Origin of the sequence: Microbacterium sp. PM5 (assembly GCF_003293595.1) — a bacterium.
Lineage (GTDB): Bacteria > Actinomycetota > Actinomycetes > Actinomycetales > Microbacteriaceae > Microbacterium.
The window spans coordinates 1132609-1149790 of record NZ_CP022162.1; the positions used below are offsets into that span (position 1 = coordinate 1132609).

14 protein-coding genes are annotated in these 17182 nt (G+C 71.1%); 13 read left to right on the plus strand and 1 reads right to left on the minus strand.

Annotation, left to right across the window (positions count from 1 at the left end; genetic code table 11):
• Nucleotides 1-20: 20 nt before the first annotated feature.
• The 13 genes from pyrR (at nucleotide 21) to CEP17_RS05655 (ending at nucleotide 15867) form a co-directional block, all read left to right on the plus strand.
• Nucleotides 21-560: a bifunctional pyr operon transcriptional regulator/uracil phosphoribosyltransferase PyrR gene (gene pyrR / locus CEP17_RS05595; RefSeq protein ID WP_036318698.1), complete on the plus strand. Its 540-nt coding sequence runs from the start codon at nucleotides 21-23 to the stop codon at nucleotides 558-560.
• Nucleotides 557-1537, plus strand: coding sequence for an aspartate carbamoyltransferase catalytic subunit (locus tag CEP17_RS05600; RefSeq protein ID WP_112931561.1), 981 nt, complete (start codon nucleotides 557-559; stop codon nucleotides 1535-1537). The genes pyrR and CEP17_RS05600 overlap by 4 nt, the downstream gene beginning before the upstream one ends.
• Nucleotides 1534-2865, plus strand: a complete 1332-nt coding sequence (locus CEP17_RS05605) for a dihydroorotase (protein ID WP_204359864.1) — start codon at nucleotides 1534-1536, stop codon at nucleotides 2863-2865. The genes CEP17_RS05600 and CEP17_RS05605 overlap by 4 nt, the downstream gene beginning before the upstream one ends.
• Nucleotides 2862-3410, plus strand: a complete 549-nt coding sequence (locus tag CEP17_RS05610; protein ID WP_112931563.1) for a hypothetical protein — start codon at nucleotides 2862-2864, stop codon at nucleotides 3408-3410. The genes CEP17_RS05605 and CEP17_RS05610 overlap by 4 nt, the downstream gene beginning before the upstream one ends.
• Nucleotides 3407-4675 carry a glutamine-hydrolyzing carbamoyl-phosphate synthase small subunit gene (carA, locus tag CEP17_RS05615; protein ID WP_239498595.1) on the plus strand — a complete coding sequence of 423 codons (1269 nt, stop codon included), beginning with the start codon at nucleotides 3407-3409 and terminating at the stop codon, nucleotides 4673-4675. The genes CEP17_RS05610 and carA overlap by 4 nt, the downstream gene beginning before the upstream one ends.
• Nucleotides 4675-7989: a carbamoyl-phosphate synthase large subunit gene (carB, locus tag CEP17_RS05620; RefSeq protein WP_112931565.1), complete on the plus strand. Its 3315-nt coding sequence runs from the start codon at nucleotides 4675-4677 to the stop codon at nucleotides 7987-7989. The genes carA and carB overlap by 1 nt, the downstream gene beginning before the upstream one ends.
• Nucleotides 7986-8837, plus strand: a complete 852-nt coding sequence (gene pyrF / locus CEP17_RS05625; protein WP_036317913.1) for an orotidine-5'-phosphate decarboxylase — start codon at nucleotides 7986-7988, stop codon at nucleotides 8835-8837. Before carB ends, pyrF begins: the two co-directional genes overlap by 4 nt.
• Nucleotides 8830-9726 (plus strand): guanylate kinase, encoded by an 897-nt coding sequence (gmk, locus tag CEP17_RS05630; RefSeq protein ID WP_036317915.1) that lies wholly within the window; start codon nucleotides 8830-8832, stop codon nucleotides 9724-9726. Before pyrF ends, gmk begins: the two co-directional genes overlap by 8 nt.
• Nucleotides 9727-9946: 220 nt before the next feature.
• Nucleotides 9947-10201 carry a DNA-directed RNA polymerase subunit omega gene (gene rpoZ, locus CEP17_RS05635; RefSeq protein WP_005055218.1) on the plus strand — a complete coding sequence of 85 codons (255 nt, stop codon included), beginning with the start codon at nucleotides 9947-9949 and terminating at the stop codon, nucleotides 10199-10201.
• A 118-nt stretch (nucleotides 10202-10319) separates the two neighbouring features.
• The gene (gene metK, locus CEP17_RS05640; RefSeq protein ID WP_039416011.1) at nucleotides 10320-11513 is read left to right on the plus strand and encodes a methionine adenosyltransferase; all 1194 of its coding nucleotides are present in this window, start codon (nucleotides 10320-10322) and stop codon (nucleotides 11511-11513) included.
• Nucleotides 11514-11522: 9 nt separating this feature from the next.
• A complete protein-coding gene (locus CEP17_RS05645) occupies nucleotides 11523-13529 on the plus strand; it encodes a primosomal protein N' (RefSeq protein ID WP_112931566.1) in 2007 nt (668 codons plus the stop codon).
• Nucleotides 13530-13570: 41 nt separating this feature from the next.
• Complete coding sequence (gene fmt, locus CEP17_RS05650; protein ID WP_112931567.1) at nucleotides 13571-14512, plus strand: methionyl-tRNA formyltransferase; 942 nt, start codon at nucleotides 13571-13573, stop codon at nucleotides 14510-14512.
• Complete coding sequence (locus CEP17_RS05655) at nucleotides 14509-15867, plus strand: transcription antitermination factor NusB (RefSeq protein ID WP_112931568.1); 1359 nt, start codon at nucleotides 14509-14511, stop codon at nucleotides 15865-15867. The genes fmt and CEP17_RS05655 overlap by 4 nt, the downstream gene beginning before the upstream one ends.
• A gap of 15 nt (nucleotides 15868-15882) precedes the next feature.
• Here the strand turns inward: CEP17_RS05655 and CEP17_RS05660 are convergent, their stop codons facing one another.
• Entirely contained in the window at nucleotides 15883-17172 is a 1290-nt protein-coding gene (locus CEP17_RS05660) for a hypothetical protein (RefSeq protein ID WP_112931569.1), read from the minus strand.
• Nucleotides 17173-17182 lie beyond the last annotated feature (10 nt).

Sequence of the window (17182 nt, forward strand, 5' to 3'; positions counted from 1 at the left end):
GGCGGAGAAGGGAGCGGCGGATGAGCACCGGTAACACGCGTACCGTGATGCAGACAGCCGACATCGCCCGCGCACTGACTCGGATCTCCCACGAGATCCTGGAGTCCAACAAGGGGGCCGATGATCTCGTCCTCCTCGGCATCCCGACTCGGGGGGTGACCCTCGCCGGACGCATCGGCGCCCTCCTCGGCGACATCTCCGGTACCTCCGTGCCGGTCGGTGCCCTGGACGTGACGATGTACCGGGACGACTTGCACCGCAATCCCACGCGGACTCCGCGTCCGACGCAGATCCCGGCCGGGGGCGTGGACGGCAAGACCGTCGTCCTGGTCGACGATGTGCTCTTCTCGGGGCGCAGCATCAGGGCCGCCCTCGACGCACTCGGCGACATCGGACGCCCGGCCGCCGTGCGGCTCGCGATCCTCGTCGACCGCGGGCACCGCGAACTGCCGATCCGGCCCGACTTCGTCGGCAAGAACCTCCCGAGCGCCCGCAGCGAGCGCGTCAACGTGCACCTGGCCGACGTCGACGGCATCGAAGAGGTGACGATCGCGTCATGAGGCACCTGCTCGACACCCGCACCCTCGCTCGCGAGGACGCCCTGCGCATCCTGGACGTCGCCGAAGACATGCGCGACACCCAGTCGCGCGAGATCAAGAAGCTGCCCACGCTGCGCGGCAAGACGATCGTCAACCTCTTCTTCGAAGACTCCACTCGCACCCGCATATCCTTCGAGGCAGCGGCCAAGCGCCTGTCGGCCGACGTGATCAACTTCTCCGCAAAGGGCTCCAGCGTGAGCAAGGGCGAGTCGCTGCAGGACACCACCCAGACGCTGCAGGCGATGGGCGCGGATGCCGTGGTCATCCGTCACGGCGCCTCCGGTGCTCCGCAGACGCTCGCGACCAGCGGCTGGATCACCGCCGGCGTCGTCAACGCCGGAGACGGCACCCACGAGCACCCGACACAGGCGCTCCTGGACGCGTTCACCATCCGCAAGCGCCGCTTCGGCGACGACAGCCGAGGCCGCGACCTCGCCGGTGTGCACGTGGCCATCGTGGGGGACATCCTGCACTCGCGCGTCGCCCGCTCCAACGTGTGGCTGCTGCACACGCTCGGGGCCCAGGTCACCCTCGTGGCGCCCCCGACGCTGGTTCCACAGGACGTGTCGCGATGGCCGGCTCGCGTCGTCTACGACCTCGACGAGGCACTGGCGGCACGCCCCGACGCGGTCATGATGCTGCGAATCCAGCTGGAACGCATGAGCGCGGCGTATTTCCCGACTGAACGGGAGTATTCCCGTCGATGGGGACTGGACGCGAGGCGTCTGGCCACTCTGGCGGACGGTAGCATTGTGATGCACCCGGGCCCCATGAACCGGGGCTTGGAGATCTCCGCCGACGCCGCCGATTCCCCACGATCGACCGTGCTCGAGCAGGTCGCGAACGGCGTGTCGGTGCGGATGGCGGTGCTGTACCTGGTGCTGGCCGGAGAACGTTCCGGCGAGCGCGACACGAACGCAGAGGAGCACACCCCGTGACGGTTCGACACCCCTCGGCGCGCCCGACGATCATCCGCGGGGCCCGTGTGGGCGACGAGGCGGCGACGGATCTCCTTCTCGAAGACGGCCTGATCAGTCAGGTCGGCAGCGGCCTGAGCCGCGCCGGCGCCGACATCGTGGATGCCGACGGCCTGATCGCCCTGCCGGGCCTGGTCGATCTGCACGTGCACCTGCGCGAGCCCGGCTACGAGGCGTCGGAGACGGTGCTGACCGGCTCGCGCGCCGCGGCCGCCGGTGGCTTCACGACCGTCTTCGCCATGCCGAACACCTCGCCCGTCGCCGACACCGCGGGCGTCGTCGAGCAGGAGCTCGCCCTCGGCGAAGCGGCCGGCTACGTGCACGTGCAGCCGATCGGCGCCGTGACCGTCGGCCAGAAGGGCGAGCGGCTTGCGGAGCTCGGTGCGATGGCGTCCTCGCGGGCCCGCGTGCGCGTCTTCAGCGACGACGGCTTCTGCGTCTTCGACCCGCTCATCATGCGTCGCGCACTCGAATACGTGAAGGCATTCGACGGCGTCGTCGCCCAGCACGCGCAGGACCCCCGCTTGACCGAGGGCGCCCAGATGAACGAGGGCGCCGTGTCGGCCGAGCTCGGCCTGACCGGATGGCCGGCGGTCGCCGAGGAGTCGATCATCGCCCGTGACGTCCTTCTCGCCGAGCACGTCGGCTCGCGTCTGCACGTGTGCCACCTCTCGACGGCCGGTTCGGTCGACATCATCCGCTGGGCCAAGAAGCGCGGGGTGAACGTGACCGCCGAAGTCACCCCCCACCACCTGCTGCTGACCGAGGAGCTCGTGCGCGGCTATGACGCCCGCTACAAGGTCAATCCGCCGCTGCGCCGCGACGAGGACGTGCAAGCGGTGCGCGAAGGCCTCGCGGACGGCACGATCGACATCGTCGCGACCGACCACGCGCCGCATCCGGCGGAGGCGAAGTCGTGCGAGTGGCAGGCGGCGGCCAACGGCATGGTCGGGCTGGAATCCGCCCTGCGCGTCGTGCACCAGGCGATGGTGCAGACGGGGATGCTGTCCTGGGACGACGTGGCCCGCGTGATGTCGGCCGCCCCAGCGCGCATCGGACGGCTCGAGGATGCCGGCACGCCGCTGGCCGTTGGCGCCCCGGCATCCCTCACGCTGTACGACCCCGCCCCGGTGCGAACGTTCGGCCGCGACGACCTGAGGGGACGGAGCATCAACTCGCCCTACCTCGGACGGGAGCTTCCCGGCGAGGTGCGGTGGACGTTCTTCCGCGGAGCCGCGACGGTCACCGACGGCGTCGTGGCCCCGACCATGGGGGAGGAGCGCGCATGAACCGCGAAGGTGCCCTTCTCGTCATGATCGCCGTCGCGGTCGCCCTCCTGGCGCTCGGGGCATTCGCGTGGCGACGACGATCGCGGCGGGATGCCGGGATCGTCGCGCCCTTCGGCGAGGCGCCGGAAGCCGCCGCCGTCCAGACAGCGACGAGCGGGTTCTACGTCGCCACCACGCGGCACGGCGAGGCGCTGGAGCGCCTCGCGATCCGCGGACTGGGCTTCCGCTCGCGCGTCGACGTCACGGTCACCGACCGCGGCGTGGCGCTCGACCTCGTCGGTCAGCCGCGGATGTTCGTCGCCACCGCGAGCATCGACTCGGTCGGCCTGGCCACCACGGCCATCGACCGCGTCGTCGAGCCGGGCGGCCTCGTCCGCCTCTCGTGGCGCGCCGAGCGCACCGACGGAACGTCCGAAACGGTCGACAGCTACCTCCGCCCGCAGGACCAGTCCGCTCAGGCACTGGCCGCTGCGATCACCGCCATCCTGCCGCCCTCCACCGCGACAGATCAGATCTCCACACCTTCGACGGGAAACGCCGCATGACCTTCTTGCTCGACCCCGCCGTCCTCGTCCTCGAAGACGGTTCACGCCACCCCGGACGCGCGTACGGCGCGCGGGGCACCACTCTCGGCGAGGTGGTCTTCTCCACCGGGATGACCGGATACCAGGAGACCCTCACCGACCCCTCCTACGCGGGACAGATCGTCCTGCAGACCGCGCCGCACATCGGCAACACCGGCATGAACGGCGAAGACCCCGAGTCGCGCCGCATCTGGGTCGCCGGCTACATCGTGCGCGACCCCTCGCGTGTCGTGTCCAACTGGCGCGCCGACGAGTCGCTCGACGACGCGCTCGTGCGCGACGGCATCGTCGGCATCGCCGGCGTCGACACCCGCGCGGTCACGCGCGTACTGCGGTCGTCGGGTTCCATGCGCGGCGGCGTGTTCTCCGGAGAGGCCGCGACGCTCGACCCCGAGGAGCAGCTGCGCATCGTGCGGGAGGCACCGCAGATGGCGGGACAGAACCTGTCGGCTGAGGTGTCGGTCCGCGAGGTCGAGGTCACGCCCGCAGCAGAGAGCGTCGAACGCCTCGGCGCGCTCGCGGTCCTCGATCTCGGTGTCAAGCGCGCGACCGTGCTGAACCTCGCGGCCCGCGGGTTCGATGTGCACGTGCTGCCGCAGTCGGTCACGATCGACGAGATCCGCGCGATCGATCCGGTGGCGGTGTTCTACTCGAACGGTCCGGGTGACCCGGCGGCATCCGACGACCACGTCGCGCTGCTGCGCAACGTGCTCGACGACGGCCTGCCCTTCTTCGGCATCTGCTTCGGCAACCAGCTGCTCGGGCGCGCGCTCGGCTTCGGCACCTACAAGCTGCCGTTCGGACACCGCGGCATCAACCAACCGGTGCTCGACAAGCAGACCGGCCGGGTGGAGATCACCGCCCACAACCACGGCTTCGCCGTCGATGCGCCGCTGGAGGGCGAGACCCTCAGCCCGAACGGCTACGGCCGCGTCGAGGTGAGCCACGTCGGGCTCAACGACAACGTCGTGGAGGGGCTGCGCGCACTGGACATCCCGGCGTTCAGCGTGCAGTACCACCCCGAGGCCGCCGGCGGCCCGCACGACGCCAACTACCTCTTCGACCGCTTCGCCGACATGGTGCGGTCGCACCGCGCCGCGGCATCCAGCCATGTCCCACTTTCTGCTGCCTCCGCAGGCTCCGGAGAGCACCAATCGGGACATCGAGGGACAGAAGTGGGACACGCACAGCAAGAAGTGGGACACGAAGGAGAGGGCAAGAACTGATGCCCAAGCGCGACGACATCAAGAGCGTCCTCGTCATCGGCTCCGGCCCGATCGTGATCGGCCAAGCCTGTGAATTCGACTACTCGGGAACCCAGGCCTGCCGCGTGCTGCGCGAGGAGGGCGTGCGCGTCATCCTCGTGAACTCGAACCCGGCCACGATCATGACCGATCCCGACTTCGCGGACGCGACCTACATCGAACCCATCACGCCCGCCGTGATCGAAACGATCATCCAGAAGGAGAAGCCGGACGCGATCCTGCCGACCCTCGGCGGACAGACGGCCCTCAACGCGGCGATGGCCCTTCACGAGCAGGGGATCCTCGAAAAGTACGACGTCGAGCTCATCGGCGCCAAGGTCGACGCCATCCGCAAGGGTGAGGACCGTCAGATCTTCAAGCAGCTCGTGCTGGATGCCGGTGCCGATGTCGCCCGCAGCGTCATCTGTCACACGATGGACGACCTGCTCGCCGGCGCCGCGGAGCTCGGCTACCCCCTCGTCGTGCGGCCCTCGTTCACGATGGGCGGCCTCGGCTCGGGCTTCGCCTACGACGAGCAGGACCTTCGCCGCATCGGCGGTGCGGGCCTGCGCGACTCGCCGACCACCGAGGTGCTGCTGGAGGAGTCGATCCTCGGGTGGAAGGAGTACGAGCTCGAACTCATGCGCGACATGGCCGACAACACGGTCGTCGTCTGCTCCATCGAGAACGTCGACCCCGTCGGCGTGCACACCGGCGACTCCATCACGGTGGCGCCCGCACTGACCCTCACCGACCGCGAATACCAGAAGCTGCGCGACATCGGCATCGACATCATCCGCGCCGTGGGCGTGGACACCGGCGGCTGCAACATCCAGTTCGCCGTCGACCCGGCATCCGGTCGCATCATCGTCATCGAGATGAACCCGCGCGTCTCGCGCTCGTCGGCCCTCGCCTCCAAGGCGACCGGTTTCCCGATCGCCAAGCTCGCGGCCAAGCTCGCCATCGGCTACCGCCTCGACGAGGTGCCCAACGACATCACGAAGGCGACGCCGGCCAGCTTCGAGCCGACGCTCGACTACGTCGTCGTCAAGGTGCCGCGCTTCAACTTCGAGAAGTTCCCCAACGCCGATGCGACCCTCACGACCACCATGAAGTCGGTCGGCGAGGCCATGGCGATCGGGCGCAACTACACGACCGCGCTGCAGAAGGCGCTGCGCTCGCTCGAGAAGCGCGGATCGAGCTTCCACTGGGGCGAGGAGGCTCGATCGGTGGAGGAGCTTCTCGAGATCGCGAAGACGCCCACCGACGGCCGCATCGTCACGCTGCAGCAGGCGATGCGCAAGGGCGCGAGCGTCGAGCAGGCGTTCGAGGCCACGAAGATCGACCCGTGGTTCCTCGACCAGATGGCGCTCATCAACGAGGTCGCCGCGTTCGTGCAGGCGGCACCCGAGCTCGATGCCGCGACGCTCCGCCTCGCGAAGGAGCACGGCTTCAGTGACGCCCAGCTCGCGCAGCTGCGCGGTGTCAGTGAGGCCGAGATCCGCGGCGTGCGTTACGGCCTCGGCATCCGTCCGGTCTACAAGACGGTCGACACCTGCGCGGGGGAGTTCCCGGCGCTCACGCCGTACCACTACTCCAGCTACGACCACGAGACCGAGGTCACGCCCAGCGAGCGCACGAAGGTCGTCATCATCGGATCGGGCCCGAACCGCATCGGCCAGGGCGTCGAGTTCGACTACTCGTGCGTGCACGCCTCGTTCGCCCTGTCGGATGCCGGGTACGAGACGATCATGGTCAACTGCAATCCCGAGACCGTCTCGACCGACTACGACACGAGCGACCGGCTCTACTTCGAACCGCTGACGCTCGAGGACGTGCTCGAGGTGCTGCACGCCGAGGCCCAGTCCGGAACGATCCTGGGCGTCGTGTGCCAGCTCGGCGGCCAGACACCGCTGGGACTGGCGAAGGGCATCGAGGAGGCCGGGTACACGATCCTCGGCACCTCGCCGGCCGCGATCGACATCGCGGAGGAGCGGGAGCTGTTCTCCCAGCTGCTCGACCGCGCCGGTCTGGTCGCCCCGCGCCACGACACCGCGATCGACGAGGCCGGCGCCGTCGCGATCGCCGAGGAGATCGGCTACCCCGTGCTCGTGCGCCCCAGCTTCGTGCTCGGCGGTCGCGGCATGGAGATCGTCTACGACACCGAGAGCCTGCGCGACTACTTCGTCCGCACCGCCGGCGAGGTCGTCATCGAGGAGGGCAAACCGCTGCTGGTCGACCGCTTCCTCGACGACGCGATCGAGCTCGATGTCGATGCGCTCTACGACGGACACGAGCTCTACATCGGTGGCGTCATGGAGCATCTCGAGGAAGCCGGCATCCACTCCGGCGACTCGTCGTGCACCCTGCCGCCCATCTCGCTCGGCCGCACCGAGATCGACCGCGTCCGCGCGGCGACCCATGCGATCGCCGAAGGTGTCGGTGTCCGCGGACTGCTGAACGTGCAGTTCGCCGTCTCCGCCGGTGTCCTGTACGTCATCGAGGCGAACCCGCGGGCCTCGCGCACCGTGCCGTTCGTCTCCAAGGCGCTCGGCATTCCGCTCGCCAAGGCCGCCTCCCGCATCATGGCCGGCGCCACCGTGGCCGAGTTGAAGGCCGAAGGACTGCTTCCCCTCGAGGACGGCTCGCGGGTTCCGCTGGATGCGCCGGTCGCCGTCAAGGAGGCCGTGCTGCCGTTCAAGCGCTTCCGGACCGCCGACGGCCACACGGTCGACTCGGTCCTGGGCCCGGAGATGCGCTCCACCGGGGAGGTCATGGGCATCGACCGCGACTTCCCGACCGCGTTCGCGAAGAGTCAGGCCGCGGCCTACGGCGGCATGCCGACGGCGGGAACCGTCTTCCTCTCGGTCGCCGACGACGACAAGCGCGCCGTCATCCTGCCGGCGCACCGCCTGCAGGAGCTCGGCTTCCGCCTCATCGCGACCGAGGGCACCGCCGAGATCCTGGCTCGCAACGGCATCCGTGTCGGCGTGGTGGGCAAGTACTCCGAAACGCAGGAGTCGGGTGAACGCAACGTCGTCGATCTCATCAACGCCGGAGAGATCGACATCGTCGTGAACACGCCCTCCGGAGGCATCGCCCGCGCCGACGGATATGAGATCCGGGCAGCGGCGGTGGCGGCGGACAAAGCCCTGTTCACCACGATGGCCGTCCTCGGCGCCGCCGTCAGCGCGCTGCCGGTGCTGCGTGAGGGCTTCGCGGTGCGCAGCCTCCAGGAGTACGCCCGCGACCGGTCCGACGCCCTGGCCGCCGCCGAGCAGCGGGCGGCCGTGTGAGCTCGTCCGGTTCGCGACGTCCGTTCGGTTCTCGACTTCGGGAAGCCGTCGCCGCGCGCGGACGCCTGTGTGTCGGCATCGACCCCCACGAAGCGCTCCTGCGCGAGTGGGGACTCGGTGTCGACGCCGCCGGCGTCCGCGAGTTCGGACTGCGGACGGTGGATGCCGCGGCATCCACCGTCGCCGTCGTCAAGCCTCAGGTCTCGTTCTTCGAACGGTTCGGATCGGCCGGCTACGCCGCCCTCGAGGAGGTGATGGCGGCGGCCCGCGCCGCGGGTCTGCTCGTGATCGCCGACGCCAAGCGGGGCGACATCGGCACGACCATGGACGCCTACGCGGCCGCCTGGCTCACACCGGGTTCGGCGCTCGAGGCCGATGCGCTCACCGTCAGCCCGTACCTGGGGGTGGGTGCGCTGTCCACCACGTTCTCGTACGCGCTCGCGCACCAGAAGGGGGTGTTCGTGCTCGCCGCCACCAGCAATCCCGAGGCCTCGGCACTGCAGAGCGCCCTTCGTGGCACGCAGACCGTGGCCGCCACCGTGGCCGCCGAGGTCGTCGCCGCCGATGCGACCGGCGCCGGCGAGTGGGCATCGCTCGGTCTCGTCGTCGGCGCGACGGTGGATCTTGCCGCGCGCGGGCTCGGCGCGTTCGAGCGGCCGGTGCCGGTCCTCGCGCCGGGGTTCGGCGCGCAGGGCGCCGAGCCGGCCGACCTCCCGACCATCTTCGGCGATCTCGCCGAAGCGGTCATCGCGAGCGAGAGCCGCAGCATCCTCTCGGCCGGTCCGAAGGACCTCGCCGCACGCATCGCCGAGCGTGCAGACCTGTACCGTGGAGGATCCCATGGCTGATTCCCGCACTCCTCCCGAGGTCGACCGCGTCGCGGCATCCCGTCGCGCGGTCGCCGCCCGACGCGAGCGCGCCGCACTCAAGCACGATGTGGCGATGCGGGTCATCACGCCGCAGGAGCTGCTGCAGCGCGCGCTCGACGCTCCTGACGCACCCGCGGGCGCGATGCGGATCACGGAGTTCCTGACGGCGCTGCCGGCGATCGGCGAGGGCAAGCGCGACCGTGTGCTGGCCGAGCTGGAGATCGCGCCCGTCAAGCGGCTCGGGGGACTCGGCACGCGCCAGCGCGCAGCGCTCACGGCGTGGCTCGACGGCCGGTTCCCTCCCCTCCAGCCCCGCAGCGGCCGCAGCCGGCTCATCGTGCTGGCCGGCCCGACCGCCGTGGGCAAGGGCACCGTCGCCGCCTACATCAAGGACCATCACCCCGAGATCCTGCTGTCGGTGTCGGCGACCACGCGCGCACCGCGCCCGGGAGAGGTCGACGGCGAGCACTACTTCTTCGTGGACGATGACGGTTTCGACGCCCTCATCGCCGACGACGCCCTCCTCGAGCACGCGACGGTGCACAACGCGTTCCGCTACGGCACGCCGCGCGCGCCCATCGAGAAGGCGCTGGCGGAGGGGCGCACGGTGCTCCTGGAGATCGACCTGCAGGGTGCCCGCCAGGTGCGCGCTGCCGCTCCGGATGCCACGCTCGTGTTCCTGACGCCGCCGAGCTGGGACGAGCTGGTCAACCGTCTCGTCGGGCGCGGCACGGAAGGTCCGGAGGAGCGGGCGCGCCGCCTCAAGACGGCGAAGGTCGAGCTGGCCGCGCAAGGCGAGTTCGATTACCGCGTCGTCAACGACGACGTCGCCCGCGCCGCCGCCGAGATCGCCGCCCTCGCCCGCTGAGTCGGCGGGTTCATCCGTCCGCAGCCGCCGCCTCGACCACCCCGAAGCGGCGTGTCGGGACGGACGAACGGCATTCAGCAACGGCGAACATCGATGAGCTCGGCGCGGACGCGGCGCTGATAGAATGAACGGATGCCGCGGCATCCTGCGGCCACGAGTTCTCCCGCGTGGGCGTTCCCCGCGAGTTTTCCCCACCGCCATTCGATCCTGGAGGTTCATCATGGCCGGACGTGACAAGGGCATCATCGACCCGCCCATCGACGCGCTGCTCGACAAGGTCGACTCGAAGTACCAGCTGGTTATCTACGCGTCCAAGCGCGCACGCCAGATCAACGACTACTACTCCGACCTGCACGAGGGCAACCTCTTCGACAACGTCGGCCCGCTCGTCGATTCGAGCGTGGAGGACAAGCCCCTCACGATCGCGCTGCACGAGATCCACGAGGACAAGCTGCGCCTGCGCGCGGCGGAGTGATCCCCGCCTGACATCATGACGCCGTATGGCGTCGGCATGCCCGTGATCCTGACCGCGACGACGTCGTGTCGGAGATCACGGGCATGATTGTCGAGTACCCCATGTGTCTGGAGCCCCGATGAGCGCGTTGCGTCTGTTCACGTCCGAGTCCGTCACCGAGGGCCACCCGGACAAGATCTGCGACCAGATCTCCGACTCCGTCCTCGACGCCCTGCTGACGGTCGATCCCGGCAGTCGCGTCGCGGTGGAGACCCTCGTCACGACCGGCCTCGTCCATGTCGCAGGTGAGGTCCGCACCGACGGTTACGTCGACATCCCCGGCATCGTTCGCCGTGTCGTGAACCGCATCGGCTACACCTCCAGCGAGACCGGGTTCGACGGCGACTCGTGCGGCGTCACGGTCTCGATCGGTGAGCAGTCGGGAGACATCGCCGCCGGTGTCGACAACGCGATCGAGCACCGGGAGGGTGGCTCGGTCGACCCGATCGACGCGCTCGGCGCGGGAGACCAGGGCATCATGTTCGGCTACGCGACGAACGAGACGCCGCAGCTCATGCCGATGGCGATCTGGACGGCCCACCGTCTCGCCGAGCGGCTCACCGACGCCCGACGCTCCGGCGCGCTGGGGTTCCTCCGCCCCGACGGCAAGACCCAGGTCACGCTCGGCTACGACGGTCACGTGCCCCGCACCGTCGACACGGTCGTCCTCTCGACGCAGCACAACCCCGACATCTCTCTGGCCGCCCTGCGGGCCGCCGTTCAGGCCGAGGTCATCGACCCGATCCTGGCGACGACGGGCCTCGATGTCTCGAACGTGCGCTACGTCATCAACCCCGCGGGCCCGTTCGTGACGGGCGGGCCGAAGGGCGATGCCGGACTGACGGGACGCAAGATCATCATCGACACCTACGGCGGAGCCTCCCGACACGGCGGTGGCGCCTTCAGCGGAAAGGATCCCTCCAAGGTCGACCGCTCCGCCGCCTATGCCATGCGCTGGGTGGCGAAGAACGCGGTCGCCGCCGGCCTCGCCGACCGCCTCGAGGTGCAGGTCGCCTACGCGATCGGGCGCGCGGAACCGGTGGGTCTGTACGTCGAGACCTTCGGCACGGCGCACGTCTCCGACGAGAAGATCACGTCTGCCATCCGCGACGTCTTCGATCTGCGCCCGCAGGCGATCATCGACGACCTCGACCTGCTCCGGCCGATCTACGCCCAGACCGCCGCGTACGGCCATTTCGGCCGCGAACTGCCCGAGTTCACGTGGGAGCGCACCGACCGCGTCGAGGAGCTGCGCGCCGCCTCCGGCCTCTGAGCCGCGTCCGTGATCGTCGTCGCGCGCGTCCTCATCGACTCGCCCCTGCCGCAGCTGGACCGCCTCTTCGACTACGAGGTGCCGCCGGCGCTGGTGGCCGAGGCGGTGCCGGGCGTGCGTGTGCGTGTACCGCTGCGCACCGCCGGCCGCGTCGTGGACGGCTACCTCGTCGACGTGGTCACGGCGGAGGCGCCCGAGAGGCCGCTCTCGGAGGTCGACGCGATCGTCTCTCCGGTTCCCGTCCTCACGCCCGAGCTGTACGCGCTCGCACGGCGCGCCGCCGACCGCGCGGCGGGCTCGGCCAGCGACATCCTGCGGCTCGTCATCCCCAAGCGGATGGTGCGGGCCGAGAAAGCGTGGCTGGCGGCACAGGCACCGGCATCCGCCGACGAGATCGCCCCCTCAGCGACCCCCGTGTCGGGGGATGCCGAGGACTGGGCCGACACCGTGCTGGCGCCCTACCCGGGGTTGGCCGACGCGATCGCGGCGGGGGAGCGGCTGGCGATCGACGCTCCACCGCACCCCAGCGCATCACTGACCGTCGGAGCCTGGGCGGAACTGCTCGCCGCCATCGCCGTCCGTCAGCTGGCGGCCGGTCGCAGCACGGTGGTCGTGGTGCCCGACCACCGCGACGAGGAGCAGGTGCTCGCCGTGCTGGGCGTGTGGCTGTCCGACGATGCGGTGGTCCGCGACGATGCCCGCCGGTCAGGCCCGGAACGATATGCCGGGTATCTGCGTCTGCGCTCGTCCCGGGCGTGCATCGTCGTCGGCAACCGGTCGACCGTGTACGCACCGGCGCACGACACCGCCTGCGTGATCGTCTGGGACGACGGCGACCCGCTGCTCGCCGAGCCGCTCAGCCCCGGCGTCCACGCCCGCGACGCCGCCCTGATCCGTCAGGAGCTGGAAGGCTCGTCGCTGGTGTTCGCGGGTCACACCCGCACGACCGACATCGAGCGACTGGTGCAGCTGGGGTGGGTGCGGCAGCTGGCGGCGGCACGGCGCACGAGTCCGACGGTGGTGCTCTCGGCGACACGGGAGGGCGAGTCGCACGGAGCCCGCGTGCCCTCGAGCGCCTTCGCGGCCGCTCGAGACGGGCTGCGCGAGGGACCCGTGCTCGTGCAGGTGGCGCGGCCCGGGTACGCCCCGGTGCTCGTGTGCGCCGAGTGTCGCACGCCCGCGCGCTGCCGCCACTGCACGGGCCCGCTGCGCGCCCGCCGCCCCGGAGCGACACCGGACTGCGGGTGGTGCGGCAGATCGGACCCCACGTGGACATGCGTGCAGTGCGGCGCGGCGAAGCTCCGGATGGCATCGTCGGGCAGCGAGCGCACCGCCGACGAGCTCGGTCGAGCCTTCCCGAACACGCGGGTCATCGTCGCCGACGGTGCGCATCCCGTCACCGAGGTGGACGCGACACCCGCCCTGGTCATCGCGACGCGCGGCGCCGAACCTCACGCTCGCGGCGGCTACCGGGCCGTCATCCTTCTCGACGGCGATCGCATGCTGCTCGCCGAGCAGTTGCGCATCGGTGAATCGGCCCTGCGCTGGTGGTCGAACGCGGCGGCCCTCGCGGCACCCGGCGCACCCGTGCACCTGGTCGGCGTCGCGGGTCCCGTCGCACGCGCGCTCGCGACCTGGACGCAGGCCGCGTACGCCCGTGCCGAGCTGGCCGACCGTGGACCTCTCGCGATGCCGCCGGTGGTGCGTGTCGCCGCCGTCGAGGGCACACCCGCCGCCGTCGAGGCCGCGCTGACGGAGCTGCGGGTCGCGGTGCCCGCCCTGGGCGCGACCGCCGGCGCCGTCCTCGGCCCCGTGCCGCTTCCGGACGATCTGGTGCGCGCCCTGGTCCGTTTCGATTACGCGCACGGCAGGAACGTCGCCGACAGCCTCCGTGCCTCTGTCGTCGCCGAGGCCCTTCGCGGCCGACGGGCTGCTCGACGCAGCCCGGGCCGGAGCGGCTCGGGCAATCGCACTACACTGCGGGTGCGGCTCGACGTCCCCGAACTGGATCTCTGACCTCGCCCCGCCACCATCGCCTTCGTCATCCGAGGAACCCCATGCGCATCGTCTTCGCCGGCACGCCGGCGCCCGCCGTCCCGTCCCTGCGGGCGATCGCGGCATCCGCTCACGAGCTCGTCGGCGTCGTGACCCGATCCGACGCCGCTCTCGGCCGCAAGCGCGTGCTGACGCCGTCTCCGGTCGCCGAGGCCGCCGACACCCTCGGCGTTCCGGTCATCAAGGCCGATCGTCTGGATGCCGAGGCCACCGCAGCGATCGACGTACTCGCTCCGGATCTCGGCGTCATCGTCGCCTACGGCGGCCTCGTACGCGAACCCCTGCTGTCGCTGCCGCGACACGGCTGGATCAACCTGCACTTCTCGTTGCTGCCGCGCTGGCGCGGCGCCGCCCCCGTGCAGCACGCGCTGATCGCCGGCGAGCGCACCACGGGCGCGAGCGTCTTCCAGCTGGTCGCCGCGCTCGACGCCGGAGACGTGTTCGGCGACGTTCGTTACGACGTGCCGCGCGGCGCGACGGCGGGCGACGTTCTCGCGGATCTCGCGGATGTCGGCGCCGAGCTGCTGGTGCGCGTGACCGACGAGATCGCGGCGGGGACGGCCCGGGCGGTGCCGCAGGTCGGCACGCCCACGCTCGCCCCGAAGCTGTCGATCGCCGACGGGGCGCTCGACCTCACCGAGAACGCAGAGATCGTGCTCGACCGCTTCCGCGGGACCACTCCCGAGCCCGGAGCTCACGTGGGCTTCGCCGGCGGCCGCCTCAAGATCCTCGCCGCCCATCGCGGGCCCGACACCGACCTGCCGCCGGGGACGCTGAGCCTCTCGGGACGCGACGTGCTGCTGACCGCGGGGGAGGGCACGACCGTCGTGCTAAAGACCGTGCAGCCGTCCGGCAAGGGGGCGATGGCAGCGGGCGACTGGTGGCGCGGGCTGCGCATCGACGATCCCCGTGTCGATCTGCCCAGCGAGCGGGCGATGTCATGAGCGCGTCACCGCGCTGGGTCGCGTACGACGTGCTGCGGGCGGTGGACGAGACCGACGCCTACGCCAACCTGCTGCTGCCGCGAGCGCTCGCGCGGGCGGGACTGACCGGGACGGATGCCGGCTTGGCGACCGAGCTGACCTACGGGACCCTTCGCCGGCTCGGCACGTATGACGCGATCATCGCGGATGCCGCGCGGCGCCCCGTCGCCGACATCGATCCCGCCGTGCGCGACGCCTTGCGCCTGGGCGTCCATCAGCTCGTCGCGATGCGAACACCCGCGCACGCCGCTGTCAACGAAACCGTCCGGCAGGTCCGCAAGGCCGCCGGCGCACCGGCAGCTGGCTTCGCCAACGCCGTGCTGCGCCGCGTCAGTGAGCGGACGCCGCAGGAGTGGGACGAGCATCTCGCCGCCGCCGCGCGCTCCGACGACGAGCGACTCGCCGTTCGCTACGCCCACCCCGTCTGGGTGATCCGCGCGTTCCGCCGGGCGCTGGCCGCCGAGGGGCGGGGGGACGAGCTGGAAGCGCTGCTCGCGGCCGACAACGCCGCGCCCGTCGTCACGCTCGCCGCACTGCCGGGCCTCGCCGATCGCCCCGCCGACGCGACGCCGACGCCCTACTCGCCGCTCGGGTTCTTCTCCGGCGGCGGCGACCCGGGTGCCCTCGTCGCGGCATCCGGAGGCCGCGTCCGCGTGCAGGACGAGGGCTCGCAGCTGGCGGCACTCTCGCTCGCGCGCGTGCAGCCGGTCACGGCCGGCGAGCGCTGGCTGGATCTGTGCGCCGCCCCGGGCGGCAAGACGGCGGTCCTCGCCGCTGAAGCTCTCGCCCACGGCGCCACGTTGGAGGCCAACGAGCTCTCCCCGGCGCGGGCGGGCCTGGTGCGCGACTCGGTCGCCGCGGTCCCGCTGCCGGTGCCCGTCTCGGAGGAGGACGGCCGCACGCGCGCCGCACACGGGCGCTACGACCGCATCCTGGTCGACGCACCGTGCACCGGTCTCGGAGCCCTCCGACGCCGTCCCGAAGCCCGCTGGCGCAAGCAGCCCGCCGACGCGCCACAGCTGGCCTCGCTGCAGTCAGAGCTTCTGTCGGCCGCGCTCGCGGCGTTGCGTCCCGGCGGCGTCGTCGCGTACGTCACCTGCTCGCCGCACCTGGCCGAGACGGCGGCGATCGTCGCCGATGCCCTGCGCACGCACGGCGATGGCGTCGAGGAGCTCGACGCGCGCGCGACCGTGGCTGCGATCTCCGAGCACCCGATCGACCTCGCCGCCCCGGCGGACGGATCGGGCCGCGCGCAGCTGTGGCCGCACCGCCACGGCACGGACGCCATGTCGATCTCGCTGCTGCGCCGCCGCTGAGCCCCGCCCCGGTGCTCAGTCCCAGCGCACGACGGGCGGCGTCACCGTGAGATCGACCAGTGCAGACCCCAGCGACGGCAGGAACAGGAACGAGCAGCCGGTGCGGCGCTGGCCGTTGACGTCGCAGTCCGCGGTGACCTCGACGCCGCCCAGATACGGCGTACGCACTTGACCCGGATCGCCGTACATCGCCTCGGGCTTCAGGTTCGCGAGCTTCGCCTGCGTCTCGGCGCGGAGGCTGCGGGTGATGGTCCCGTCGATGATCTTCGTGCCGTCGCTCAGGTTCTCCGGAATGTCGATGCCGCATCCTGCGGTGAGGTTCGTCGACGCGATGCACGTGTCGACCGCGCTGCGGACGGCGGTCTGGAACAGGCTCGTCCCGGCATCGCTGAGCTCGACGGTGGTGTCGAACCGCAGCGAGAAGTCGTTCGGGTCGGCCGCGATGAGGGTCGTCGTTCCCGACAGTGTGTAGTTGGGGTTGTCGATCTCGACCGTGACGGTCCCCGGGAACACGGTGATCGAGTCGCTGTCGACCGGCACGCCGTTGACCGTCGCGTTGAGGCCGCGGAAGCTGCCGCCGAGGTAGATGTCGACCGTGCCGTGCGCCAGCTTCCACGTGCCGTCATCCTCGTAGTCGACGACGTCGAACTGGCCGCTCACCGGCTTTCCGCCGATCGTGTAGTCGACGCGCACGGGGATCGAGTATCCCTTGTCGCCGCCCTTCGGCACCGACACGACGACGTTCTCGATCGCACCCTTCGCGGATGCGGCGGCGAGCGCGTCATCCGACAGGAGCGTGCCCTGACGCGGCTTCGAGTCGAGCATCGCGAGCGCCGCCTCGCTGTCGCCGGCGGCGAGCGCATTCAGGTAATCGGACACGACCCTCTCGGGGGCGGTGCTGGCCGTCGTCGCCGCGCGCACCGCGAACGCCACGCCCAGAGCGATGGCCAGCAGCACCACCATTCCGCCGGCGATGATGCCGATCAGCGCCCCGGTGGGAAGCTTCTTTCGCGGCGGTACCGGCGCCTGTCCGTCTGCGGGAAGCGGCTGCGGGGCGGGCTGCGGGACCGGAGCGCCGTACGGTACCGGGCCGCCGGCCTGCTGCGGAGGTGTGAACGCCGCGACGTACGGCCCTGCCGCCGCGTGCTCCGTGGGTGCCGGCGTGACGACGGTGGCCTCGGCAGCCGCCTCCGTCGCGCGCGGCACCCACTGGGCCGCCGCGGCATCCCACCGCAATGCGCCCGCGACCCATTCGCCACGCTGGGCGTCCCACATCGGCGCCTGACCGTCACCGTTCCCGCTCATCGTCCACCCT